This window comes from Apibacter raozihei, from assembly GCF_004014855.1.
Lineage (GTDB): Bacteria > Bacteroidota > Bacteroidia > Flavobacteriales > Weeksellaceae > Apibacter > Apibacter raozihei.
On sequence record NZ_CP034930.1, the window covers coordinates 533,532 to 558,518 of the forward strand.

The window sequence follows — 24,987 nt, forward strand, 5'->3', positions numbered from 1 at the left end:
TATTTTTAAGGGTACAAATTTACAAAAGTTTGTCCAATTTATTCGTTTTTTAGGTAGTCAAAGATGAATTATATATCAGAGAGGGATTTATATTGACTCCAAAACTCATGAATGAGTTATTTAATAAAGTTAATCGTAAAATTTTTTTGAGTACCATATAATTTATATGCAGTAAATCCGTACGATTCAAATAAGTCTTCTGTTTCACTTATTGATAGTTTATCCGGATCACCTGCCTGCTCTGAGATAGAGAGTATTCCTCCTTTTTTCAGCATTCTGTAAAATTCTTTACAATAGCTGTCTTTATTTTCTACTTCGCCAATAACCGTAATCATATAAATACGATCAAACATTTCATCAGTAAATTCAAAATTGTTACCATTGCATAAATAATATTCTACATTAGTAACCTTTTTCTTACTTAGTCTTTTTTTTGCATAATCCAACATTTCCTGCTGGATATCTGCTAAAACCAATTTACCTGCAAAAAGTTCTTTAGCTACTTTTTTACTAAAATATCCTGGCCCGGGCCCTAATTCCATGACAGTCATCTCCCCTTTAAGTTCTAATCTTTTAACTAATTCTCTGGGAGAAAGAAAAATATTACGTAAAGGAATTAATAAGGTAAAAGCCCACTGATATGGAAATACACCTTTAGAAACCAAACGTTTGAATGTTTTTTTATTTTTATTTTCAGTTATTTCCATAACATAGTTTCCAATGTTTCGTTTTTAATATTCAGAGTAATTATTTGATGGCCTAAAATATGTTTAATCGGTAATCTTTACTATTATGGCTTTCGATATTTCTACAAGATTGTGTGGGTCGAGCTGAATTTGTAACCCTCGCTGCCCGGCACTAATGAATATTTCATTGAAATTTAGACAACTCTCATCAATAAAGGTAGGAAATTTTTTTTTCATCCCAATAGGTGAACATCCTCCCCGTACATATCCGGTCAGATTAAATAAATCTTTCATCGGAACTAGCTCGCACTTCTTGTTACCGGATATTTGCGCTGCAAGTTTAAGATTCAGTTCTTTATCCCCCGATACCAGACACACAAAATATATCGTTTTATCTCCTTTTAAAAGTAATGTTTTAAATATTTGAGAAATATTCTGCCCTAATTGATTGGCTACGTGTAAAGCACTCAAATCATTAACATCTACTGTATAAGAAATAAGCTCATAAGGAATTTTTTCACTATCCAGCAATCGTGCTACATTAGTTTTATGATTTTTAAATTTACTCATTTAACAATTTAGACGAACTTTCTAACTGTATATTTAAATTATCTTTCAAATTCCAATGCTTTACCTCTTACTTCATTTACTTTTCCATTTTCGAACGCAATTTTTCCATTTAAAAAAGTTGTATCTATGCTTGATGAAAATGTGTATCCTTCGAATGGAGACCACTGACATTTGTAAAGAATATTATCTTTTGTAACCGTATAATTTTTATCCGGATTTATTAATACCAAATCTGCGTAATACCCTTTTCTGATATATCCCCTCTTATGAATCTGAAATAACTCTGCCGGGGCATGACACATTTTACGGATTACTTTTTCTTTAGTTATTTTACCCTTTTTCACACACTCAAGCATTACTTGTAGCGAATGTTGAATCAGAGGCCCTCCGGAAGCCGCCTGTAAACAACCTCCTTCTTTTTCACTTAATAAATGGGGAGCATGATCCGTTGCTATAACATCCAGCTTATCTTCACTAACTGCTTTCAAAAGCTCCTCGCGATCGTTTTTCGTTTTTACGGCCGGATTCCATTTAATCCGTGTTCCTTGGGTAAGATAATCTTCGTCTGTAAACCATAAATGATGCACACAAGCTTCTGCTGTAATCTTTTTCTCAGCCAAAGGTTTATTTTCAAAAAGGCTTAGTTCTTTTGCGGTTGATATATGTAAAATATGAAGTTTTGTCCCATATTTGTGAGCCAACTCCACAGCCTCTGATGAAGAACGATAACATGCCTCCTCGCTACGAATCAACGGATGATAAACTATCGGTATATTTTCACCAAACTTTGCTTTGTATTTTTCAAGATTTGCTTTAATAATTTCTTCTTTTTCGCAATGGGTTGCTATAAGCATTTCTGTTTCTGCAAAAATCGATTCCAAAACTTTTTTATTATCTACCAGCATATTTCCGGTAGAAGAACCCATAAAAATTTTAATACCACACACTTTTTTAGGGTCAACTTTTTTTAATTCTTTTTGATTGTCATTAGTTGCTCCCATAAAAAACGAATAATTGGAATACGAATTTGTTGAAGCAATTTCAAATTTATTTTCTAAGACACTTATTGTTATAGTTTGCGGATTAGTATTAGGCATTTCCATATATGAGGTAACTCCGCCTGCAATTGCAGCTTTACTTTCGCTTGCAATATTACCTTTGTGAGTTAAACCTGGTTCTCTAAAATGAACCTGATCGTCAATTACACCTGGAACTAGCCATAGTCCATCCGCTTTGATAACCTTAGATTTTTTTAAAATTTCTTCAGGTACTTCTTTATAATATATTTCAGAAATTAAATCGTCCTTAATCAGCACAGAACCTGCTAAAGATTTATCTTCATTAATAATTATTGCATTGTGTATAAGTATCATTTTTTAAGTTTTAAGTTAAGTTTTCAGTGCCCTGCTGTTTTAGAAAACAAATTGATGATAAGAACACCTATAATTATAAAAATTATTCCAATAACCGCCGGAAGATCTAATTTTTGTTTATAAAAAAAATACCCTGCAAAACTGATTAAAACTATTCCAATTCCCGACCATATTGCATAGGCTATTCCTAATGGAATCGTCCGAATTGCTTTTGTCAGAAAATACAAGGCAGAGAAGAATAAAGCAAAAAAAACAAGAGTAGGTTTCCACTTGGTAAATTCTTCTGTTTTAGGCAGGGTGGATGTAGCAACTACCTCAAAGCAAATAGCAAATAATAAAAAGATATAGGATTTCATATATTAAAAGAGTTCGGATTGATTGCCCAGTGTTTTAATTTTCCCTAAATGTATATACGCTTTTTCTGTAGCTTCTCTTCCCCTTGGAGTACGCATAAGATACCCTTCCTGTATTAAAAAGGGTTCGTATACTTCTTCCAGTGTTCCCGGATTTTCACCCACTGCTGTTGCTATGGTGGTAAGCCCCACAGGTCCTCCTTTAAATTTGTCTATTATGGAACTTAAAATTTTATTATCCATCTCATCTAAACCGTGTTTATCCACTTTTAAAGCTTCTAGCCCTATTTCTGCGATTTTAACATCTATGTTACCGGTTCCTTTAATTTGAGCAAAGTCTCTGATTCTCCTGAGCAGCGCATTGGCGATCCGGGGGGTTCCCCTGCTGCGGGAAGCAATTTCTATGGCAGCCTGTTGCTCTATAGGCATGCTCATAATCCTTGAACTTCTTTCAACAATTGTACTTAGAAGCTCAGTGTGATAATATTCAAATCTGAAGTTAATTCCAAAACGTGCCCGTAAAGGAGCTGTCAACAATCCGGATCGGGTTGTTGCACCAATCAACGTAAAAGGATTCAGGTTAATTTGGACTGATCGTGCATTCGGTCCACTTTCAATCATGATATCAATACGATAATCTTCCATCGCAGAATATAAATATTCTTCTACTATAGGCGACAATCGGTGTATTTCATCTATGAACAAAACATCATTTTCCTCTAACCCTGTAAGAAGGCCTGCTAAATCTCCCGGCTTATCAAGCACAGGACCTGACGTGATTTTTATACCTACTCCTAATTCGTTTGCTATGATGTTAGCCAATGTTGTTTTTCCTAATCCCGGGGGGCCATGTAATAAAACATGGTCTAAGGATTCACCTCTAAGCTTTGCTGCTTTAACAAAAATCTCAAGATTATCCATAATATGTTCCTGCCCTGCAAATTCATGAAAATTTTTGGGACGAACCTGTTCTTCCTGAGCTATTTCTTCTCGGGTATATTTATTTTTATCGGGATCTAATAAATCAGACATTTTGTAAAATTAATACATCTTTGGGTATCAAAAAAATAATATCTTTCAAAAATGAATACTCATTTATTTCTATATAATTGAAATATATTTATTATTTTTATAATCAGCTCACATCGTTGTCAGACAAGTCCCATATTTACCATCTCAACTAAAATAATTACATATCACAAGACTTATTTATTATTTAGAATGATTATTAATACACATTTGCTAAAATTAATAGCAAAATGAAAAAGGACTTTTAACTCTTTTTAATTATTAATACTTTAAGTCTATTTATGTTTAGATATTTATCATAAACTATTATCTTTAAAATTGTTTAAAAAATTAAGATACAATAAGTTATAAATATTTTAAAAAGTATTGATTATTTTAATATATTTAAAAACAAAAATAATGAATATTTACTTTATTCTACTTGCTCAATCTCTTGGAGAAATGTTTACATGGGGAGAATTATTACTTGCAGCAACCCCGGTTTTTTTACTGATACTTTTTTTAGGTATTTTAAAAATGGCAGGAGAAAAAAGTGCTCTGTTAACTTTAATAGTCACATTGATCATCGCATTATTTGCTTTTCATTTACCTGTTAAAGATACAGGGATCTCCGTTTTATATGGTATCGTTAAAGCCATATTCCCCATACTTATCATTATACTAATGGCTATATTCAGTTATAATGTTCAAGTTTATACTACGAAAATGGAAATTATTAAAGAACAATTTTCATCTATTTCTACTGATAAATGTATACAGGTACTTCTTCTGACCTGGGGATTTGGTGGACTATTGGAAGGAATGGCCGGCTTTGGTACCGCTGTGGCAATACCGGCAGCAATTCTTATAAGTTTAGGTTTTAAACCTGTTTTTTCTGCTGTAGTTAGTTTAATATCTAATAGTGTGGCTACAGGATTTGGTGCTGTAGGTACTCCGGTTATTGTACTCGCCAGAGAAGTGGGACTATCTGAAAATATACAAAGCATAAGTTCAGATTTAGTTATACAACTTTCTGTATTAATGTTTTTAATTCCTTTTATTATTGTAACTCTTACGGACCGAAGCCTTAAAGCTTTACCTAAAAACATAATACTCAGCATATTGGTGGGTAGCATTTCACTTGCCGTTCAATATTATTCAGCCTTATATATTGGAGCAGAAACTCCTGCTATTTTAGGTAGCATAGCTTCTATAATCACAATTGTTCTGTTTGGTAAAATAATTTCCCGCAAAAGCAAAGATTCTGAAGCTTCTAATCAAAAATCGTTTTCATTAACTGATGTTTTACAAGCCTGGAGCGTATATGGATTAATACTGTTTTTAGTAATTTTAACCAGTCCGTTATTACCTATAAAGGATCTACTTAAAAGTAATTTTGATTTTTTTCAAACCAATTTTAATTTTAAAATTTTAGATACTGAAAAAACCGTGGGTATTTTTTGGTTAACCGATACGGGAATTTTAATATTTTTAGGCTCTATTATTGGCGGCCTCATACAGGGAGCTCAACTTAAAGAGCTATTTAAACTTTTAGGAAAAACTACTATTCAACTACGCAAAACTGTTATCACTGTTTCCTGCTTAATTGCTTTATCAACTCTAATGGATGTCTCCGGAATGATTGGAGTGTTGGGTATCGCTTTAGCGACCACCACCGGTACTTTATACCCCTTATTCGCTCCTTTAATCGGATGTATAGGAACTTTTTTAACGGGAAGCGATACTTCTTCGAATATTTTATTCGGAAAGCTACAAGCTACTGTTGCAGATAGAATCGGTGCCGATAAAGGATGGCTGGCAGCGGCCAACACAGCCGGAGCAACAGGAGGAAAGATTATTTCACCTCAAAGTATCGCTGTAGCCACCACAGCCTGCGGGCAACAGGGGCAGGAAGGTATCATTATGAAAAAAGCCATTATTTATGCTTTAATCTACATTGTAGTAGCCGGCATCATTGTTTATCTGGGAAAATAAATTACAAATTAATAAAATGAAAATAGGATTATTTATTCCGTGTTATGTTAATACCGTTTATCCTGAAGTGGCTATAGCTAGTTATAAATTACTCACTCACTTTGGTTTAGACGTGGATTATCCTGTAGATCAGACCTGCTGTGGTCAACCCATGGCTAATGCTGGTTTTGAAAATAAAGCGCTTCCTTTAGCTAACCGCTTTAATTCAATGTTTGAGACTTTTGATTATGTCGTTGCTCCTTCGGGAAGTTGTGTGGGTTTTGTTAAAGATTCTTACCCAAAAATTCTGGAAAAAGAAGGTTGCCTGAGTGAAGTGAGCAGCAAAGTATACGATATTTGTGAATTTCTGCACGATATACTTAAAATCAATAAATTACCGGGTCGTTTTCAACATAAAGTAAGCTTACATAACAGCTGCCACGGACTAAGAGAATTAAAACTTGGCTCGGCCAGTGAGCTAAACATTCCTTCTTTTTCTAAAGTAAAAGACTTGCTTGGATTAATTGAAGGAGTAGAAGTAGTTGAACCGGCAAAAATTGATGAATGCTGTGGGTTTGGTGGAATGTTTTCCATAGAGGAACCGGCTGTATCTATCTGTATGGGACAAGATAAGATTAAAAATCATATAAACACCGGTGCCGAATTCATTACTGGTCCGGACAGTTCTTGTCTTATGCATATGGGAGGGATTATAGAAAAACAAAACCTTCCGATTAAAACCATTCATGTAGTTCAAATTTTATCCGCAGGATTATGAGTACTCAACATTCTATAGCAGCTGAAAAATTTCAGGAAGATAAAAAACAGGCTTCCTGGCATAATGAAACCTTGTGGTTTGTAAGAGAGAAAAGAGATCGTATGTCTAAAAGTTTACCGGAATGGGAAGAGCTTCGTACAATTGCCGAGAAAATAAAGCTCCATAGTGTAAGCAATCTAGACATTTATCTCGAGGAATTTTCTAAAAATGCTGAAGCCAATGGCGTGATTGTCCATTGGGCAAAGGATGCAAAAGAACATAATGATATTGTCTATGATATTTTAAGCAAACACAAGGTTAAAAAATTAGTAAAGAGTAAATCTATGCTTACAGAAGAGTGCCATTTAAATCCATATCTTATTGATAAAGGCATTGATGTTATTGAAAGCGACCTGGGCGAAAGAATACTCCAACTTAATCATACTGCACCCTCACATATTGTTATGCCTGCCATTCATATGACCCGGCAGGAAGTGGGTGAGTTATTTGAAGAAAAACTGCATACTGAAAAAGGAAATAGTGACCCTACCTATCTTACGCGGGCAGCAAGAGCTTCTCTAAGGAATGATTTTCTTACAGCTGATGCAGGAATGACGGGGGTAAACTTTGCTGTGGCTTCTACCGGTGAAATCGTTGTTTGCACTAATGAGGGTAATGCGGATATGGGGACTTCACTTCCCGATCTGCATATTGCCGTTATGGGCATGGAAAAGGTCATTCCTGATCATGAAGCTTTAAGCGTTTACACCCGATTACTCGCTCGTTCTGCAACCGGACAACCGGTTACTACGTATACTTCTCATTTTAAAAAACCAAAAAAAGGTGGAGAAATGCATGTAATTATTGTTGACAATGGAAGAAGTGAAATTTTAACAAATAATGAGCATATAAAGTCTTTAAACTGTATCCGTTGTGGTGCTTGCATGAATACCTGCCCTGTATACCGTAGAAGCGGTGGATACTCTTACACCTATTTTATTCCGGGTCCTATAGGAATTAATCTAGGTATGCTAAAAGATCCTCATAAATATACGGATAATGTTTCTGCCTGTTCGCTGTGTTATTCCTGTAATAATGTTTGTCCTGTAAAAATTGACCTTGCCGATCAAATTTATGAATGGAGGCAGAATCTTGATTCTTTGGGTGCTGCCAGTTCTTCAAAAAAAATGATTTCTTTGGGGATGCAATTTTTATTTACCCATCCGACCTTGTTTAATACGAGTTTAAAATTTACGTCTTTAATTAATTGGGTTCCCCGATCGATGGCGTTTGGCTTAAAAGAATGGGAAGAGGGACGCAGTTTACCCAAATTTGCTAAGGAAAGTTTTACAAGTATGTGGAAAAAAGGTAAAATTAAAACTATAAAAAAAGATGAGCAGTAAGGAATATATACTTCAGAATATTAAAAGAAATATTAAGACACGACTGGACAAACCTAAAATGGATGTTCTGGGTATTCAGTTTGATCATTTACTTTCACAATTTGTTGATATTTGTAAAGCTGTGGGTGGAGATGCCAGAATTCTTGAAAAACAGGAAGATGTAAATATATTAATTAAAGAATTGTATTCGCAAGCTCAATCTATAGGTTCAAACCTGCCTGAAATTACAATCAGCACTTTTAATCCGGATGATTTGGATGATCCTCATCTACTTAACGGAACGGATTTAGCTATTATTAAGGGAGAGGTTGGAGTTGCAGAAAACGGATGTATTTGGATTCCGCAGAACGTAGTTCACAAAGCTTTATATTTTATCAGTGAATATCTGGTTATTATTTTAGATAGAACCAAGCTGGTAAATAATATGCATGAAGCCTATCGGACTATTGAATCGAATGATTCCGGATTTGGCATTTTTATTTCAGGTCCTTCTAAAACAGCCGATATTGAGCAAGCTTTGGTAGTGGGTGCTCATGGTCCTAAAGGGCTTACTGTCATTTTAACATAAAGATTTTATTTACAAAAAATCACTGATACTATAGTAATCAGTGATTTTTTGTAATGATTTTAATTTTAGATATTAGTTCTGCTATATCATATATATTTAAAAAGTAGCTAGTGAGATTTTTTGGATAATTGTTTCTGAGCAGATAGTTACTATCTAAACGATTGTATCTTCCAATCGATTTGTATTTCATTTTATGATACCTACAAATCTGCAAAATAGATTTCCCTGTTCGATTGGCCTGTAAATAAAAGACTGCCAGAATAAATCTGACAGCCTTCGTTAGATCAATCATATACCAAACTATGCAACAGTTTATGTCATTTTAAAAAATAATTTTTGTTTTACTTTGTATTGATACCATTAAATTCTGCCTGATTCAAAGCCCAAGCCATCATATTAGCAAAAAGTGCTGAATTGTAAACTGTTCCTGTATTTACTCCACTCCCCCAGTTTACTCGCGGAATCGGCTTCAGGTTTGCGTCAATAGCAAAAGGATAAGTTGTCGCTGCAGCAGCGCCACAGCCATCTCCCGTACAACCGGAAGGATTTGCAAGAAAACCTCCTTCTCCATTCCAAATAAAGTTTAGATTTGGATCCCTGAAAAATGACAGATATCCTGCTCTGTTTGTATTACCTGTACTATATGAAATAACATAAGATGGTATTCCTTTAACAACACGTGTATCTCCTACGTCACCCCCCCAATATTTTCCTCTCAGATCACCAAACGGACCGTTCGCTATGTCATCCTGCATACTTGCAATCGGATATACCCATCGATAGGGATCATCGATGAGACTGGTACTTATATTTGTATCTCCATATAATGCTTTCAGGAACGATTCGTCTGTACTATTCTGAGACATTATCATTAAGACTCCATTATTGTTCACATAATTTACCACAGCAGAAATGAACTGAGTGCTAAGTCCTGCATTCCAATCAAAATAATATCCGATTAATACTATATCCGGCTTCGCATTTATAGCATCAATCATTAATTGATTAGGCACGCCTACAATTACCTGTGAATTAAATCCTTCAGCTTTAACTGTACTGGTTTCCGTTTGTCCGAAATTAACCGGAGCCATAATCATCTTATATGCTCCAGAACCGGGTTGTGCTATGTAACCGGGCGTTGAGTTTACTGAGCCTATATGCAATATATTCTTTTTAGGTATTACTACCACTACGGTAATTTGACAGGTACTTTCTCCTAAGGATGAAGTTGCCGTAAGAGTGAGTGTTTTATTTGATACTGAAGTTGGAGTACCATATCCGTAGATGGTCACAGTTTGTGCTCCTACAGCAGTTATTTCTCCGGAACCTTCAAAATAAATTCCATCTACAGTATTGGATTTTATATTCCAGGAACCTCTAGATGTCGCATTCAGAGAAATTGTTACATAATGAGTTCCTCCGGCCCCATCTAATGAAGTTCCTTGTTTATATACTCCATTGACTACCGAATTTTTGCAGCTTATCGAATAATTAGAATAAGAACTATTTACTTTTACGGAAGGAGTACAAACCGTTGTGTCCTCTACTCCGTTAATGGAAATTGTTACTGCATCAACCTGAGCTTTAAGAGGGGTTCCCTGACCTTCTAGTTTAATAGTATTTTGTCCTGCTGTCAGAAAAGTGCCGGAACCATAAAAACTGTATCCATTCTTTGTTATTCCTGAAATAGAATATGAACCTGGCTTTGTTACGTTCAAAGTTAAGTAAATACGGTTGGAATCTGTTAGTTCAAGTCCTTCTACAAATGTACCTGCTACTTTATAGCTTACACAGCTTAACTGGGCTTTACCCAAAGCACCACAAATACTTGCCCATTTATTTTCTATTAAATTCCAATAATTGAAACAATCTTCGGAGGTATTATAAATCATTAATGCTTGCTGAGCATCTTCAGGTTTAATTTTATCTCTTTGAACTTCTGTCATTCTTGGAATTAATATTCCTTTATCCACTGAAGTAATGTCTAAAATAGATTTTGTATCTGGTATATCAGTGCCTATCCCCACCTGTGCATTTATTGCATGTGTAAGAGCAATTGTTAAAATAAGAGCTAATTTTTTCATTTTAAAAAAAGTTGAATTTCATTTTATATAGATAATGTTTTATAGTAATGGTCGTTCTACCATTTGAGCGGACAAAAATATAACAGACATGAAATTCTAAAATAAAAATGAACCATTTAAACCTTCACACAACTACATACAAATGCACTCAAAAATAACACTCAAAAACACTCACTTTAATAAATTACTGATTATTAAATATTTAAAACGTGTTATGTTGAGAATTCAAAATTTCTTAAAGAGGTAAAAAAATTATATTACTGAAAATTAATATACATATTAATTATATTCTGCTATCTATATCAAAATCTAAAATCCAGGCATTTAATTCTTTTCCTGTAGCAAAATTCAATTTTTTACGTATTCTGTATTTTCTAGCTTCCACAGCTCTAATTGAAATGTATTTATACGTAGCTATTTCTTTAATGGAAAAACCTAGTTTAGTGTAGGCACAAAATTCCAATTCTGCAACTGATAAGTCCGGATCCAGTTTTAATAAACCCGAAAAAAATGAAGGATATACTTCAGAAAAGGTTGAAAAAAAAGAAGAATCATTATTAATTGCTAACTGTATTAATTTTTGTTTTGAGTTTATAACTCCTTTTTCAGATAGCAACAATAGCTGTTTTTTTTGTTCTTCTAATTGAAGCTCTTTTTGAAAAGTTTCCTCATATAGTTTATGTATAATATAATTTTTCTTTATAATGAAGACTAAATCAACAATAACAATCATTCCACTGATAGATGCTGATATAAAGGTGGTATTTCTTTTTATTGAATGGGTTAATTCATCATTAATAAACCAAGAATATTCGGTTACAATATTAATTAAAATTGACATCAAGACAAGTAAAACAATAATTATCATGTATATATAATCAGTCTTGAAATCAAAAATAAATGGAAGTGCCAATATTAATGGAAAATAATAAAAATAAATTCCGGATTCATTATTTGAATAAGATTCATAAAAAAAAATAACCCATATGAGTAATAGAAAAACTGAAAAAACCAGAAAACGAAAACTTTTTAATTTTACAGGTATAAAAAGCGCTATCAAAAAAAACATTGATAAATACATTAAAACATTTCCCGAATACATATCTTTTATGTATAAGAAATTATGCAATGCATGAATAAAAAAAACCAAAAAGACAATAAATATATATTGATTTAATAATCTAACACGATAAACAATTTTTTCATCTTCTTCATGTTCTATTCCTATATCCGAGATATTATCCCATATTTTTTGTAAATTCATAAAATATAGACTTATAATTTATAAAAATGCAAAGTTACAATTTTTAGATCTAATACTAAAAAAACAAAGAAAGTCAACAAATAATTATTACGCTATTAATAATGCTCTTAAATTATTAAATTTTTATAAATTTCAATAATTATAAAATAAAATTATCCTAAGGTAGTAAATGCCTAGTTTCTAATATTGTTATATTTATTATAGAAAAAAATATATATTCAACTTTTCGGCAACGTTTCAAAAAATGAATTAGTAAATTATTATAGCTATAATTTTTTGTACGCCTATCTGACCTGAAAAATTTATGAAAGTTGATGACCTGATCTTGTTAAAATATAAAATCAGAAATAGTTTTAAATATCTTAAGATCATACTCGTTAGAAAACATATCTTTCAGTCAATAATTATATTTATAATTACATACCTGATTATTTAGATTAAAAAATATAAACACTATTTTTTTAATTTTCCGACAGATACCAATGCATGTATAAAGATAATTTAAGATTTTTATATCTTACTAGTATTTCCTATTCAATAAACTCTCTTACTATCTAGATTATTAGAGATTATACCCACTTTCTTTATTCTCGTATAAAATTAAAAACGGAAACAGTATACACTGTTTCCGTTTTTATTATTTTTATTTATTTAAATATTTATTTAATTAATAAGCTTAATACCTGAGTAGCCGTTTCTGTAGATAAAGTAAGCAAAGGCTGTGGATAAACTCCCATAACTAAGATTAAAATTGCAACTACTATAAGCCCAATTTTAGGTTGTAAAGCGATATCTTTTTGTTTACTCAAAAATTCTTCATTCCCTGTACCAAACATAGACATACCATACATTTTAGTGGTATATACGGCGCATAAAATCAATGTTAAACCAGCTATAACAGCTCCGGCAATTGACAAATTAAAAATTCCTTTTAGAAGTAAAAATTCTCCGATGAAGGCATTTGTTAATGGAACTGCCATAGTACCAAGAGAGATAATCATAAATAAAACTGCGAAAAAGGGAGCTTTTGTAGCCAGTCCTCCCATCTTAGTAAGATCTCTGGTTCCAAACCTTTTAATTAATATATCAGCAGCATAAAAAAGCCCGACAACATTTATTCCGTGAGCAAGCATCTGAATGGAAGCTCCTTCTATTCCTGCCAGATTTGAACCTTTATTTAAAGCTATAATCGCACTTGAGAAAATACCCGCAGCAATTAAGCCTACGTGGGCCATAGACGAAAATGCTATCAATCTTTTTATGTCTGTCTGTACTACAGCAATTAATGAAGCATATACTATTCCTATAATAGATAATACCAATGCAATGATACCTGAAGAACCAGCAACAGCCTCGGGAGCTAAAGGTAGTAACAACTTAAGAATTCCGAAAACACCCATTTTTAGCATGATTCCTGACAAAAGCATAGATCCTTGTGTAGGTGCCATTGAGTAGGTATCTGCCTGCCATGTATGAAAAGGAAAAATTGGTAATTTTATTGCAAAGGCTAAAAATAACATCCAAAAGATAAATATCTGAGATTCTGGTGATAAATTTGCCTGATATAATTTAGCCAGATCGAATGATCCTGCTTGTAAATAGGCATATATTAAGGCTACAAGCATAAATAGCGATCCAAAAAAAGTATATATAAAGAACTTTAAGTTTATTTTTAACCTGTTTTCTCCTGTGCCAAACATTCCACATATAAACCAGATAGGAATAAGTGCTACTTCCCAAAATATATAGAATAACAATCCGTCCATAGATGTAAAGATCCCAATCAGACCAAATTGCATAAATAATATCAGAGCATAAAAAACTGAGGGTCTTTCATCATTTAAGCCTGAATAAATTATAATAGGTACTAAAACATTGGTTAATAAAACCATTAAGATTCCTAAGCTATCGACACCGAAATGGATGTTTGACAGCATTGGTAGTACTGAGGCTGGCTGTTCCAATAATAACTGACAGGCTTCTGTATCGTTTATATTAAACTTATGCCAAAGGAAAATTGTGAGCAGTAACTGCACCAATGACACAGCTAATGCTATATATTTTGAAAATGTGCCTTTCAAGGCAAATAATAATCCTGATCCGATTATCGGTAAGAGTAGAATTGCTAAAACTAACATTATATGTGTTTACTTTATTTTTACTTTATTATTAACTTAAATATCCAGCTACTAAGAGTAGTATAAAAATACCCAAAGACATTGCTAAAACGTAATATTCTACATTTCCGTTTTGAACCATTCTTAGCAAACTACCGCATCCCTGAACTGCACGGGCTGTACCTTCTACAATTCCATTGATTATATATTTATCAACTATATTTTTGAAAAATCTTCCTAATGCCAATACCGGATTAACTATAACTTCGTTGTAAAGTTCGTTTACGTAAGCTGCTTTTGCTGAAGCTTTTTCCCATCCGGTCATGTTTTCCACAATGACAGGCTGGGCTTTTTTCACTACATATTTGTTATATACCAATGCAGCTACAAGTGCAATTACCAATAAAGTTACTGCCAGCAATATCATTTCGGTAGAGAATGGTGGCTCTTCATGTGCGTGAATACCTACGTATATAGGTTGTAACCAATGAGCCAGTTTTTGGGAAATATTTTCACCTAAATAGTGAGGTAGATTAAGAGCTCCGCCGAAAACGGTTAATATAGCTAAAATTATTAAAGGAATTGTCATTACAGAAGGACTTTCATGTACATGTTTTTTCTGTTCTTCGGTTCCCCTGAAATCTCCGAAAAAGGTTAAAAACAATAAGCGGAACATGTATATACAGGTTAGTGCTGCTGAAAAGAGAGTTAACCCCCAAACTAATTTATCTTTTTGCCAAATGGCTACTAAAATTTCATCTTTAGAAAACATACCCGCTAATGGAGGTACACCGCAAATAGCCAGAGTAGCAATTAAAAATGTCCAGTAGGTAACCGGAATTTTCTTTTTTAAACCGCCCATATATCTCATGTCCTGTTCACCACCCATCGCATGTATAACGCTTCCTGCTCCGAGGAATAGAAGTGCTTTGAAAAAAGCATGTGTAGTTACGTGAAACAAAGCGGTAGTGTAGGCTCCTGCGCCTAAGGCGACAAACATTAAACCTAACTGTGATACTGTTGAGTATGCTAATACTTTCTTTATATCGTTTTGACGTAATCCTATAAATGCAGCCAGTATAGAGGTAGCCAATCCAATATACATAATAAAATCCAATGTAAACGGAGCCAGGCTGTATATAGCATTGGAACGTATAACCAAATAAATACCTGCGGTAACCATTGTAGCCGCATGTATTAACGCTGAAACGGGAGTAGGACCTGCCATCGCATCAGGTAACCAAGTGTATAAAGGTATCTGAGCTGATTTACCCATAGCCCCTATAAACAAAAAGAGTGTTGCCACTATAAGAACGGTATCATTGGATTTGAACATACCTGCTTTTGCAGCAATATCGGTAAATTCAACACTTCCAAAATAATATGCCAGCATAAATATTCCTATCAGTAACCCTAAGTCACCAATTCTATTCATAACAAAAGCTTTTCTTGCAGCGTACCCATATTCTTTATTTTTAAACCAGAATCCGATTAAAAGATATGAACAAAATCCTACCCCTTCCCATCCTATGAAAAGGATCAAAAAATTACTTCCCATAATTAGCAAAAGCATGGAAAATATGAAAAGATTCAGGTAGGCAAAAAATTTATAAAAACCTTTATCGTCATGCATATACCCTATGGAATACAAATGTATCAGTGAGCCTATTCCGGTAACAATCATCATCATTACTAAAGATAATTGATCTATCTGAAAGGAAAAATTAACTTTAAAATTATCCACGGCAAACCAGGTAAATGCTTCTGCTTTAATTGGAGCCGGGCCTGTAAAGTTAATAAATAGATATACGGATAAGAAGAAAGGTACCCAAACCATCAGATTTGCAATAACTCCTACTATGTTTTTAGGTAATTTACTTCCAAAAATCCCGCAAATTGCGAACCCTAGTAAGGGTAAAATTGGTATTAAATATATTATGTTTTCCATTATTTATCCCTTTAATCTATTAAATAAACTTACATCTACTGAACGTGTATTTCTGTACAGCATGGTTATAATTGCCAAACCTACTGCAACTTCAGCTGCAGCAACAACCATGATAAAAAATACTAAAATTTGTCCGTCTGCATCTCCTTTATATGCGGAAAATGCAGCTAATAATAAATTAACAGAGTTTAACATAAGTTCCACACAACCTAAAATAATGATTGCGTTTCTTCTTACCAGTACTCCTGTTACTCCTATACAAAAGAGTAATGTAGATAAATAAATAAAATAATCTATCGGTATGCTTTGTAATAAACTGTTTACCATTTCTTTTGTTTATTTCAAGAAATTAAATTTGTATTGTTATAAGTCTCTTTTTCCTATCATTACGGCTCCTACGAGAGCTGATAAAAACAGTATCCCTGCTAACTCAAAAGGTAATACGTACTCACTGAAAAGCAGGTATCCCAAATTTTTAGTTAACCCTATCTGACTGTCCGGTGAAACCGGAAGGTCAATAGATTGAAACCCTCTTAATGCTCCTATGAAACCGATAAAAACAAGTCCTCCCGAGATAACTGCCAAAATTTGAAAGCCACTTCCTTTTAAAGGTTCATCTTTTTGCTTGAGGTTCAGCATCATTAATACGTATAGAAATAGTACCATGATGGCTCCTGAATACACTATAATCTGAACAGCACTAAGAAACTGTGCATTTAACATGATGTATAAACCGGAAATGGAGAAAAAAGTAACAATCAAAGATATGATACTGTACATGGGGCTTTTACTGAAAACTACAAAGAACGCACTGATAATAGCGCATGCAGATACTATATAAAACAAAATTTCCTCCATATTTCTATTTTTCTACTGTATAACTTTTTATTTGTCGTTGAGATACGTCTATTCTATTTTCCAAAGTTTCGACTAAGAGATCTTTCCCGTAAACGAAATTATTTCTTTTAGGCTCCGGCATCACAATTCTATCAGTAAGGAAAATAGCTTCTTTTGGACAAGCGTCTTCACAAAGTCCGCAAAATATACATCTTAACATGTTAATTTCATATTTTTCGGCATATTTTTCTTCTCTGTACAGGTTTTCTTCTCCTCGTTTTCTTTCTGCGGCAATCATAGTTATAGCTTCTGCTGGACAGGCTACTGCACATAAACCGCAGGCTGTACATCTTTCTCTACCTTGGTCGTCTCTTTTTAGTACGTGCTGGCCTCTATATACAGGGCTAAATTCTCTTTTCTTTTCGGGGTAAGCTATAGTAACTGGTTTCTTAAAGAAATGTTTTAAAGTTATCTTCATTCCACCAAGGATGGCAGGAAGATATGCTTTTTCTTTTAAGCTCATTTCTTTGTTTGAAACTACTTTTGATCTATTGGTTAATCGTTGCATAAATTATGTATAACTGATTATACTTTTATTATTACGTAAATACTACTACCGTAGCGGTTATTAATAAATTAAGAATGGCTAACGGTATCATTATTCTCCATCCAAGTCTCATTAACTGGTCGTATCTGAATCTAGGAAGAGTCCATCTTACCCACATAAAACAGAATACGCAGAATACTATTTTAAGAAGAAAAGCAAGGATACTGATTATTCCAATCCAGTTTTCACCTAAACCGTTCTCCACAAGTTTATTCATATAAGGGAAGCTGTAGCCACCAAAGAACAACGTACTAATTAAAGCTGAGTTAATAAACATATTGATGTACTCAGCGAATAGAAATGTTCCAAATTTCATGGAGCTGTATTCGGTATGATATCCTCCAACCAATTCAGACTCGCATTCTGCCAAATCAAAAGGGGCACGGTTTAATTCAGCAAATGAACAGGTGACAAATAAAATAAATGCTAAAGGCTGGTAAAATACATTCCAAGCCATACCATTAAGAAATGAAATTCCATATAAATTGGTTGCCTGTTCTTCTACCATAACCCGTAAATCAAGAGTTCCGGACATCATAATAATAGATAAGAGAGATAATCCCATAGCTAATTCATACGAAATCATTTGTGATGAAGCTCTTATGGCTCCTAAGAGCGAATATTTATTATTGGAAGACCATCCTCCCAACATAATCCCATAAACTCCTATGGAAACAATTCCCATTATGTAAAGTACTCCGACATCTATGCTGGCAACCTGTACGGGATAAGAAACTCCTGCTATAAAGAGGGATTTTCCCCAAGGGATTACTGCACCGGTACTTAATGCTATTAACATTAGTATACCCGGTGATATTATAAACAGCCACTTTTCTGCATTTCTAGGAACAAAGTCTTCTTTAAAAAATAATTTTCCTCCGTCGCAAAGGGGTTGTAATAAACCGAATTTACCGGCTCTGCTTGGTCCAAACCTGTCTTGCATAAGTGCTGCCACTTTCCTTTCCATCCAGGTTTCATAAGCTGCTCCTCCAAGGCATATTATAAAGAGAATTACCACTAATGATACTGTAAACCACATATTATTTTATTCTATCGTTTTTGTTTTATTTTGTTTTGTTAAATAGTGAGGATCGTTTTTAGGCAATGGTAATTCATAATGATTTAACGATATTACCGAATGATCGCTGATATGGGTAGGTCCTTCTATGTTCCAATATTTGCGTTCTTTTCTTTCGAATCTGCAATCGTTACAAATGAATTCTTCTACTTCATTGTACTGATCTTTTCTGGCAGTTACTCTCAATATTTCATCTCCTTTCATCCAAAGAACTGCTTTTCCGCTACATTTTTCGCATTTACAGGTAGCATTAACCGGCTCTGTAAACCATACTCTGCTTTTAAATCTTGAAGTTCTGTCTGTAAGTGCTCCTACGGGACAAACATCTATTACGTTTCCTGAAAAATCATTGGTTATGGCTTTGTTCAGATACGTACTAATTTCTGCATGATCTCCTCTGAAAAGTATTCCGTGATTTCTTTGATTGGTAAGCTGATTGGCTACTAAGACACATCTCGCGCAAAGAATGCAACGGTTCATGTTTAATTTTATATAAGGGCCGATATCATCAGGCTGAAATGTTCTTCTTGGAAATTCAGAACGGGTTCTTTCTAAACCGTGCTCGTAGGCTAAATCTTGTAATTTACATTCTCCTGCCTGATCGCAAACAGGACAATCGAGCGGGTGATTGATTAATAAAAATTCGGTTATTCCCTGAACTGCCTGTACAACTCTTTCTGAAGTAATTACTTTTACTTCCATTCCATCCATAACATTGGTTCTGCAAGAAGGAACCAGTTTAGGCATAGGGCGCGGATCTTTTTCAGATCCTTTTGATACTTCCACTAAACAGGTACGGCAACGTCCTCCGCTCCCTTCCAGTTTACTGTAATAACACATTGTCGGAGGCACAGAGGCTCCTCCTATCTGACGAGCAGCGTCTACAATAGTAATTCCGGGAGCTACTTCTACTGTTACTCCATCTATTGTTACTTTTATTTTACTTACTTCTTCACTCATTTTCTTTATAATACTACATTAGAAATGCCAGCTTACTCCAAAGGTATAATTCCACTGAAGGTATAATATGTTTTGTGATGCTTTATCTGATTTATCTGAACTGGTTCTTATATCTGGAAGGCCTATAAAACCTTCTTTCAGTTCTGTTCTAAGAAAAAATATTTTCCAAAAAAGGAGCTCTGCGCCAACTTTAGCGTCTACTCCATAGCCTGCGAGATGAAACTTGTCGTGTCTGTCTTTGTCCATCAGGGTAGCATTGGTTTTTGGTATTACAGCTCCTACTCCTGCTCCGGCAATTCCATTTAGCTTGAAAAATCCAGCTTTAATGAAATTATGATAATACTCCAATTCTACATTGAGGTAATTTAATCCGTCGGTATGCTCCAGATGCAGAAATTCATCGGTTAGGTAGGTAGATTCTCCTTCCACAATCTGGTTTTCATAGCCGGGGCGTTCTATACTTCCGGTGGCTTTGACCCATTGTCCGGGTCTGACCACATATTTCATGTGATCCATACCCAAAGAGATAGCCCAGTTATCTTTAAAGAAATATCCTATTCTATAGTTCACCTGAGGGATTGTAATTCTTCCCGGGTTTAAAAAGTCATTAAAATTCCAGCCGATTGGCTTATCGTCTCCTTTGACACCATGAAGGGTAAAGTTATAATCATTTCCTGTGAAATGTACGGAAGATCTACCGTAATAGGCTCTATTCCAACCCCAATAGGCGTAGAACTCGCCTTTTTTGTGGGCAATTTTTTTGTCTGTTTGTCCGTACACCCATGTTAATGATGAACTTAACAGAAAAAGTAATAAACTGTTTACTAATTTTTTATACTTGTGCATAGTCTGCTATTCCATAGTTTCTTGTTAAGCACTCTGGATTGTTAATATGCCATTCAAATTCATCTCTAAAGTGACGAATGGCTGCTGCCACCGGCCAAGATGCCGCGTCTCCAAGCGGACATATGGTATTTCCTTCAATTTTTCTTTGTACGTCCCAAAGAAGATCTATGTCTTCGTAAGTACCTCTGCCTTCTTCAATTTTTTTCAAAATTTTGTAAAGCCATCCGGTACCTTCCCGACAAGGCGTACATTGCCCACAGCTTTCGTGGTTGTAAAAGCGCGCTAATGTCATGGTATGCCGTACTACACACTGATCTTCATCCAGCACTATGAATCCACCGGAGCCTAACATGGTTCCTGTTTCAAATCCACCGACAGATAAACTTTCATAGTTCATTAAACGAGGTTCGCCTTCTGCCGTTTTTAATAATAGTCTTGCGGGTACAATAGGTACTGAAGACCCTCCCGGAATACATGCTTTGAGTTTTTTACCATTAGGTATTCCTCCGCAATATTCTTCACTATATATAAATTCTTCAACACTCAGGTTAAAGTCTATTTCGTATACTCCTGGTTTATTTAAGTTACCACAGGCAGAAATTAACTTGGTTCCTGTAGATCTTCCTACTCCTAACTTAGCGTATTCAGCTCCTGTAATTTCTATTATTGATGGAATGGAGGCTACGGTTTCTACATTATTTACCACTGTTGGACACTGGTATAATCCTTTTACTGCCGGAAACGGAGGTTTTAATCTTGGATTTCCTCTTTTTCCTTCCAATGATTCTAACAAGGCTGTTTCTTCTCCGCATACATAAGCCCCGGCTCCTCTTTGTACATAAATTTCAAGATCATATCCTGTATTTTTTATGTTTTTACCAAGAAAACCGTTCGCTTTAGCTTCTTCAATTGCTTTTTCCAATATATCAGGAATCCATGAGTATTCCCCTCTTATATATATATAGGATGTATTGGCCCCTAAACAATAAGATGAAATCAAAATCCCTTCTATAAGTATATGTGGAATATACTCCATAAGATACCGGTCTTTGAATGTTCCGGGTTCTGACTCGTCTGCATTGACTACTAAGTAACGAGGTATTCCTTCCGGTTTAGCTAAGAAACTCCATTTCATACCTGTAGGAAACCCTGCTCCTCCTCTTCCTCGTAAGCCACTGGTCTTGACTTCTTCCAAAATTTCATCCGGAGACATTTTCAAGGCTTTTTCCGCACTTACATATCCTCCATGTTTTCTGTAAACCTCAAATGTTTTGATGCCTTCTACTTTGCTATTTTTAAGTAATAACTTATTGCTCATTGGTGTAAGCTGTCTATTTTTTTCTAATCAATTGCTATGTTTCCCGCTCTGCAGAGATCTATAATCTCATTTATTTTTTCTTTGGTAAGGTGTTCGTGATAGAACTTACCTATCTGCATCATAGGCGCATATCCGCATGCTCCTAAACATTCAGCGGGCTTCAGGGTAAATAAACCATCTTGTGTGGTTTCACCTTCTTTTATTTGTAGTTTTTCTTTGATATACTCAATGATTTGATCACTTCCATTTAACATACATGGTCCGGTTCTGCAAACTTCTAACACATATTTGCCTACCGGCTGCATATTAAACATGGTATAAAAAGTTGCAACTTCATATACTTCTATAGGTGTAATGGATAAGAGAGATGCTACATAATCCATTACGGGAACATCTAACCAACCATCAAATTCTTTTTGTGCCAAATGCAATACTGGAATAAGAGCAGATTTCTGCTTCCCTTCCGGATATCTGGCTATGATCTTATTTACCTTCGTTAAGGTTTCTTCACTAAAAACCACTACATTATTAGATTTTACGCTGTTTGCGTCCATTTTATGTTTTTGTGTTAGAGTGCAAATATACAATAATGGATCTTAGTTAAAAAAATTAAATCTGACTTTTACCCTGTTCTGACGCTATCTAGAATTGTTTTAAATAAGAAAATCCTCAATTATTTTTCTTTTAACCTAAGATTCAAAAAAATAGAAGTTCTTAAATATATATTTGTATCTGGATTGTTTTTATCTCAATAAGATAAATTTCAACCATTCCCTTATAGCTCCTTTCTTTAATTATAACTTTAAATAAGATTTACCCTACATCTTAAGAAATGCTCTTACATAAGTAAAGATATTTATCGTTTTTTCAATCAACTATTCTTTACTAAGTTCTCCTACTTCCATTTTATAAATTAGCTTATATTTCATTATTATTCTATTTAAGATAAAAGAAGTATCTGATTGTTTCCCATTTTTTAATACATCTTGTTTTTAAAGAAACTTTTTTTTAACTGCAACTCCTACGATAAGTTTCACTTTAGTCAGTATATATCTTATTTATAAATATTTACGCGAACACCTCCTGAATATTTATTTTTTTTACTATATTTTTTACTCCAAATATTTTTTGATTTAGAAAATAAGTGTATATTTGCAGTCCAAAACCAAGACATGCGGATGTGGTGGAACTGGTAGACACGCTAGACTTAGGATCTAGTGCCGTGAGGCGTGGGGGTTCGATTCCCTTCATCCGTACCAAAATAAAAAGCAATTAACTTTCAATCAGTTAATTGCTTTTTTGATTTAATTACATTTATTTTAGCATCCAATTATTTTAAATTCAATAACCTCTGAAACTTATGCTGACTCCAAAATATTTATTTATAAGTAACTGCTGATTTTTACCAAGACTGCAGCATCTTTATTTATATAAATGAATATGTATATTACACCTTTTTATGTAGGCAAATTCTCTTGATAGTATTCATCCTATATTTACAAAACCATTAGTAATAATTAGCTCCTGTTGTTACGTTTAGTTAGTTCTTAACGTTCACTATAGAAATTCATTAATTTTATTTAACTGATTTTAAAGCGTTTAGCAGGGAGCTAACTTTTTGTTTATAAAATATGTCTTTAAATATTCTAAATTTAATTAAAAACTTATAAATAAATTTAAAATGCAATATGGGTGATAATTTTAAGTTTATGGTATGAACTATCTTGAAATAGAACTATACTATTTATTGAAACATGGATCAAGAAATCATTACTAATATAAGAGCCGATAAAAGTTACTTGCCGAAATCATTTTACAATAAAAATTTCTCTGCTGTAGCACGTTATATTATGAGAAACAACGGAAATATGGAAGATGCTCAGGATGTCTTTCATGAGTCTTACCTAGTTCTCATTCAAAAAATCAGAAATCCAGATTTTATACTCACTTCTACTTTATCTACTTTTCTTTTTGCTATTGCCAAAAATATTTGGTTAAAACGTTTAAGAGACAATCATTTTTTTCGAAAAGAATCATTTGATGATAAACATAGTATTGAGTTTTTTCCTGAAGCAAGTAACAATCTAACTAAGGAGAATAAGGTATTGCTATGGTTGAGCCATATCTCTAATCATTGTCAAAAATTACTTAAAGCTATTTTCTTTTATAATCAACCTATTGAAAAGTTAATGACAAAAATGGGATGGAAGAATAAACATAGTGCTTCTAATCAAAAATATAAGTGTATTCAACAATTAAAGAAAGCTAAACGTAAAGTTGAAGATGAATAATTTGTATTATTCATCTTCTTAGTGAGGTCTATTTTTCTATGTTTTTAAAAAATTTCATTGATAAAAGTCCATATCCCATAGCTGCTCCGGAGCGTAGAGCTGCCGTAATCATAATAGTTTCCGTTAATTCTTGCTGACTTATACCCATTTCTACTGCTTTTTTCGTGTGAACTTCTATACAATAGGGACATTGTGTTGTTAATGCTACTGCTATAGATATTAGCTCTTTGTATTTTGAGGGTATCGCAGATTCTACATTGTGAATCTCTTCATCAAAACTCAACCAAGCTTCTACTTGTTTAGGGGAGCCTTTAATAATGTCGTTCGTAAATTGTTTGTCTGACGGTTCTGAATACTGTTTCATGTTGATTTTACTTTAATGTTATATATATATACCATTAAAGCTTTTTAATCACCTTGAAAAAGGTTCATAATATTTTTATACACAAAAATCAAATAATATTTCTTTAGGCTTTTCTTAGCATCATACTCACTTTTACACGTGATATAATTATTTTTTGTTATATCTGATATTTTTATATTGCACCATACTGCATAAAAATTTCTTATATAAACGCTAAATCCTACCTTCTGGCTTTAAATATAAATTTGACATTTATAGTGGTTATATAAATAAAATGAATATTAAACAATAAATGTAAATTACTTAAAGTAAAAGAACTCATCTAAAAAATTATGCTGATTATCTAAATAAATTGAATAATACCCGATTATCCTAGTGCTTAAATTAATATTAATCTTAATGTGGATAGATGGTGTGGGAATTATAGTATGATAAATAACTTTGCTAATCTGAATTACTTCGTATGTTAAATCTCCAGGGGTTGCTTGATAAAAGGATAATAACTCTTCCTGCACAGATTCTTCGTGTAAAATTAGTTCTAAATAAATTTTACTGATATTAAATAACTCTCTTTTATCTTG

The 24,987-nt window shown here is 33.6% G+C and carries 23 protein-coding genes and 1 tRNA gene; 6 read left to right on the forward strand and 18 right to left on the reverse strand.

What is annotated here, in order from left to right; translation table 11 throughout:
* Positions 1-116: 116 nt before the first annotated feature.
* From EOV51_RS02375 to ruvB, 5 genes are all read right to left on the reverse strand, one after another.
* Positions 117-707 (reverse strand): class I SAM-dependent methyltransferase, encoded by a 591-nt coding sequence (locus tag EOV51_RS02375; RefSeq protein ID WP_128149496.1) that lies wholly within the window; start codon positions 705-707, stop codon positions 117-119.
* A 63-nt stretch (positions 708-770) separates the two neighbouring features.
* The gene (gene ybaK / locus EOV51_RS02380) at positions 771-1,256 is read right to left on the reverse strand and encodes a Cys-tRNA(Pro) deacylase (protein WP_128149497.1); all 486 of its coding nucleotides are present in this window, start codon (positions 1,254-1,256) and stop codon (positions 771-773) included.
* Between the two features lie 38 nt (positions 1,257-1,294).
* Positions 1,295-2,629: a dihydroorotase gene (locus tag EOV51_RS02385; RefSeq protein ID WP_128149498.1), complete on the reverse strand. Its 1,335-nt coding sequence runs from the start codon at positions 2,627-2,629 to the stop codon at positions 1,295-1,297.
* 23 nt (positions 2,630-2,652) lie between these two features.
* On the reverse strand, positions 2,653-2,985 hold the full coding sequence (locus EOV51_RS02390; RefSeq protein WP_128149499.1) for a DMT family transporter: 333 nt from the start codon (positions 2,983-2,985) through the stop codon (positions 2,653-2,655).
* A 3-nt stretch (positions 2,986-2,988) separates the two neighbouring features.
* Entirely contained in the window at positions 2,989-4,014 is a 1,026-nt protein-coding gene (gene ruvB / locus EOV51_RS02395; protein WP_128149500.1) for a Holliday junction branch migration DNA helicase RuvB, read from the reverse strand.
* 396 nt (positions 4,015-4,410) lie between these two features.
* Here ruvB and EOV51_RS02400 point away from each other — a divergent pair, with 396 nt between their 5' ends.
* From EOV51_RS02400 to EOV51_RS02415, 4 genes are read left to right on the forward strand one after another with little or no spacing between them, the layout of a single operon-like run.
* The gene (locus EOV51_RS02400; RefSeq protein WP_228427690.1) at positions 4,411-5,985 is read left to right on the forward strand and encodes an L-lactate permease; all 1,575 of its coding nucleotides are present in this window, start codon (positions 4,411-4,413) and stop codon (positions 5,983-5,985) included.
* A gap of 16 nt (positions 5,986-6,001) precedes the next feature.
* Positions 6,002-6,742 (forward strand): (Fe-S)-binding protein, encoded by a 741-nt coding sequence (locus tag EOV51_RS02405; protein WP_128149501.1) that lies wholly within the window; start codon positions 6,002-6,004, stop codon positions 6,740-6,742.
* Complete coding sequence (locus EOV51_RS02410; RefSeq protein ID WP_128149502.1) at positions 6,736-8,124, forward strand: lactate utilization protein B; 1,389 nt, start codon at positions 6,736-6,738, stop codon at positions 8,122-8,124. Before EOV51_RS02405 ends, EOV51_RS02410 begins: the two co-directional genes overlap by 7 nt.
* Positions 8,114-8,692, forward strand: a complete 579-nt coding sequence (locus tag EOV51_RS02415; protein ID WP_128149503.1) for a LutC/YkgG family protein — start codon at positions 8,114-8,116, stop codon at positions 8,690-8,692. Before EOV51_RS02410 ends, EOV51_RS02415 begins: the two co-directional genes overlap by 11 nt.
* Before the next feature lie 341 nt (positions 8,693-9,033).
* On the opposite strand, the gene EOV51_RS02420 is transcribed toward EOV51_RS02415, so the two are convergent.
* The 12 genes from EOV51_RS02420 to EOV51_RS02475 all read right to left on the reverse strand — a co-directional run bounded on the left by EOV51_RS02420 (position 9,034) and on the right by EOV51_RS02475 (position 22,305).
* Positions 9,034-10,776 (reverse strand): hypothetical protein, encoded by a 1,743-nt coding sequence (locus tag EOV51_RS02420; protein WP_128149504.1) that lies wholly within the window; start codon positions 10,774-10,776, stop codon positions 9,034-9,036.
* Positions 10,777-11,059: 283 nt separating this feature from the next.
* Positions 11,060-12,040 carry a helix-turn-helix transcriptional regulator gene (locus tag EOV51_RS02425; RefSeq protein ID WP_128149505.1) on the reverse strand — a complete coding sequence of 327 codons (981 nt, stop codon included), beginning with the start codon at positions 12,038-12,040 and terminating at the stop codon, positions 11,060-11,062.
* Between the two features lie 659 nt (positions 12,041-12,699).
* Entirely contained in the window at positions 12,700-14,178 is a 1,479-nt protein-coding gene (locus EOV51_RS02430) for a complex I subunit 4 family protein (protein ID WP_128149507.1), read from the reverse strand.
* 31 nt (positions 14,179-14,209) lie between these two features.
* The gene (gene nuoL / locus EOV51_RS02435; RefSeq protein WP_128149509.1) at positions 14,210-16,105 is read right to left on the reverse strand and encodes an NADH-quinone oxidoreductase subunit L; all 1,896 of its coding nucleotides are present in this window, start codon (positions 16,103-16,105) and stop codon (positions 14,210-14,212) included.
* A 3-nt stretch (positions 16,106-16,108) separates the two neighbouring features.
* A complete protein-coding gene (nuoK, locus tag EOV51_RS02440) occupies positions 16,109-16,432 on the reverse strand; it encodes an NADH-quinone oxidoreductase subunit NuoK (RefSeq protein WP_128149511.1) in 324 nt (107 codons plus the stop codon).
* Positions 16,433-16,468: 36 nt separating this feature from the next.
* The gene (locus EOV51_RS02445; protein ID WP_128149513.1) at positions 16,469-16,963 is read right to left on the reverse strand and encodes an NADH-quinone oxidoreductase subunit J family protein; all 495 of its coding nucleotides are present in this window, start codon (positions 16,961-16,963) and stop codon (positions 16,469-16,471) included.
* Positions 16,964-16,967: 4 nt separating this feature from the next.
* Positions 16,968-17,465: a NuoI/complex I 23 kDa subunit family protein gene (locus EOV51_RS02450; RefSeq protein ID WP_128153280.1), complete on the reverse strand. Its 498-nt coding sequence runs from the start codon at positions 17,463-17,465 to the stop codon at positions 16,968-16,970.
* Between the two features lie 76 nt (positions 17,466-17,541).
* A complete protein-coding gene (nuoH, locus tag EOV51_RS02455) occupies positions 17,542-18,588 on the reverse strand; it encodes an NADH-quinone oxidoreductase subunit NuoH (protein WP_128149515.1) in 1,047 nt (348 codons plus the stop codon).
* A gap of 6 nt (positions 18,589-18,594) precedes the next feature.
* Positions 18,595-19,587 (reverse strand): 2Fe-2S iron-sulfur cluster-binding protein, encoded by a 993-nt coding sequence (locus tag EOV51_RS02460; RefSeq protein WP_128149517.1) that lies wholly within the window; start codon positions 19,585-19,587, stop codon positions 18,595-18,597.
* 18 nt (positions 19,588-19,605) lie between these two features.
* On the reverse strand, positions 19,606-20,433 hold the full coding sequence (locus EOV51_RS02465; RefSeq protein WP_128149519.1) for a hypothetical protein: 828 nt from the start codon (positions 20,431-20,433) through the stop codon (positions 19,606-19,608).
* Positions 20,420-21,751 carry an NADH-quinone oxidoreductase subunit NuoF gene (nuoF, locus tag EOV51_RS02470; protein ID WP_128149521.1) on the reverse strand — a complete coding sequence of 444 codons (1,332 nt, stop codon included), beginning with the start codon at positions 21,749-21,751 and terminating at the stop codon, positions 20,420-20,422. The genes EOV51_RS02465 and nuoF overlap by 14 nt, the downstream gene beginning before the upstream one ends.
* 23 nt (positions 21,752-21,774) lie before the next feature.
* Positions 21,775-22,305: an NADH-quinone oxidoreductase subunit NuoE family protein gene (locus EOV51_RS02475; RefSeq protein WP_128149523.1), complete on the reverse strand. Its 531-nt coding sequence runs from the start codon at positions 22,303-22,305 to the stop codon at positions 21,775-21,777.
* Between the two features lie 620 nt (positions 22,306-22,925).
* On the opposite strand from EOV51_RS02475, the gene EOV51_RS02480 reads away from it, so the two are divergent.
* A tRNA-Leu gene (locus EOV51_RS02480) sits at positions 22,926-23,010 on the forward strand.
* 495 nt (positions 23,011-23,505) lie between these two features.
* Positions 23,506-24,042, forward strand: coding sequence for an RNA polymerase sigma factor (locus tag EOV51_RS02485; RefSeq protein WP_128149524.1), 537 nt, complete (start codon positions 23,506-23,508; stop codon positions 24,040-24,042).
* 28 nt (positions 24,043-24,070) lie between these two features.
* Here the strand turns inward: EOV51_RS02485 and EOV51_RS02490 are convergent, their stop codons facing one another.
* Positions 24,071-24,406, reverse strand: a complete 336-nt coding sequence (locus tag EOV51_RS02490) for a carboxymuconolactone decarboxylase family protein (protein ID WP_128149526.1) — start codon at positions 24,404-24,406, stop codon at positions 24,071-24,073.
* Positions 24,407-24,987 lie beyond the last annotated feature (581 nt).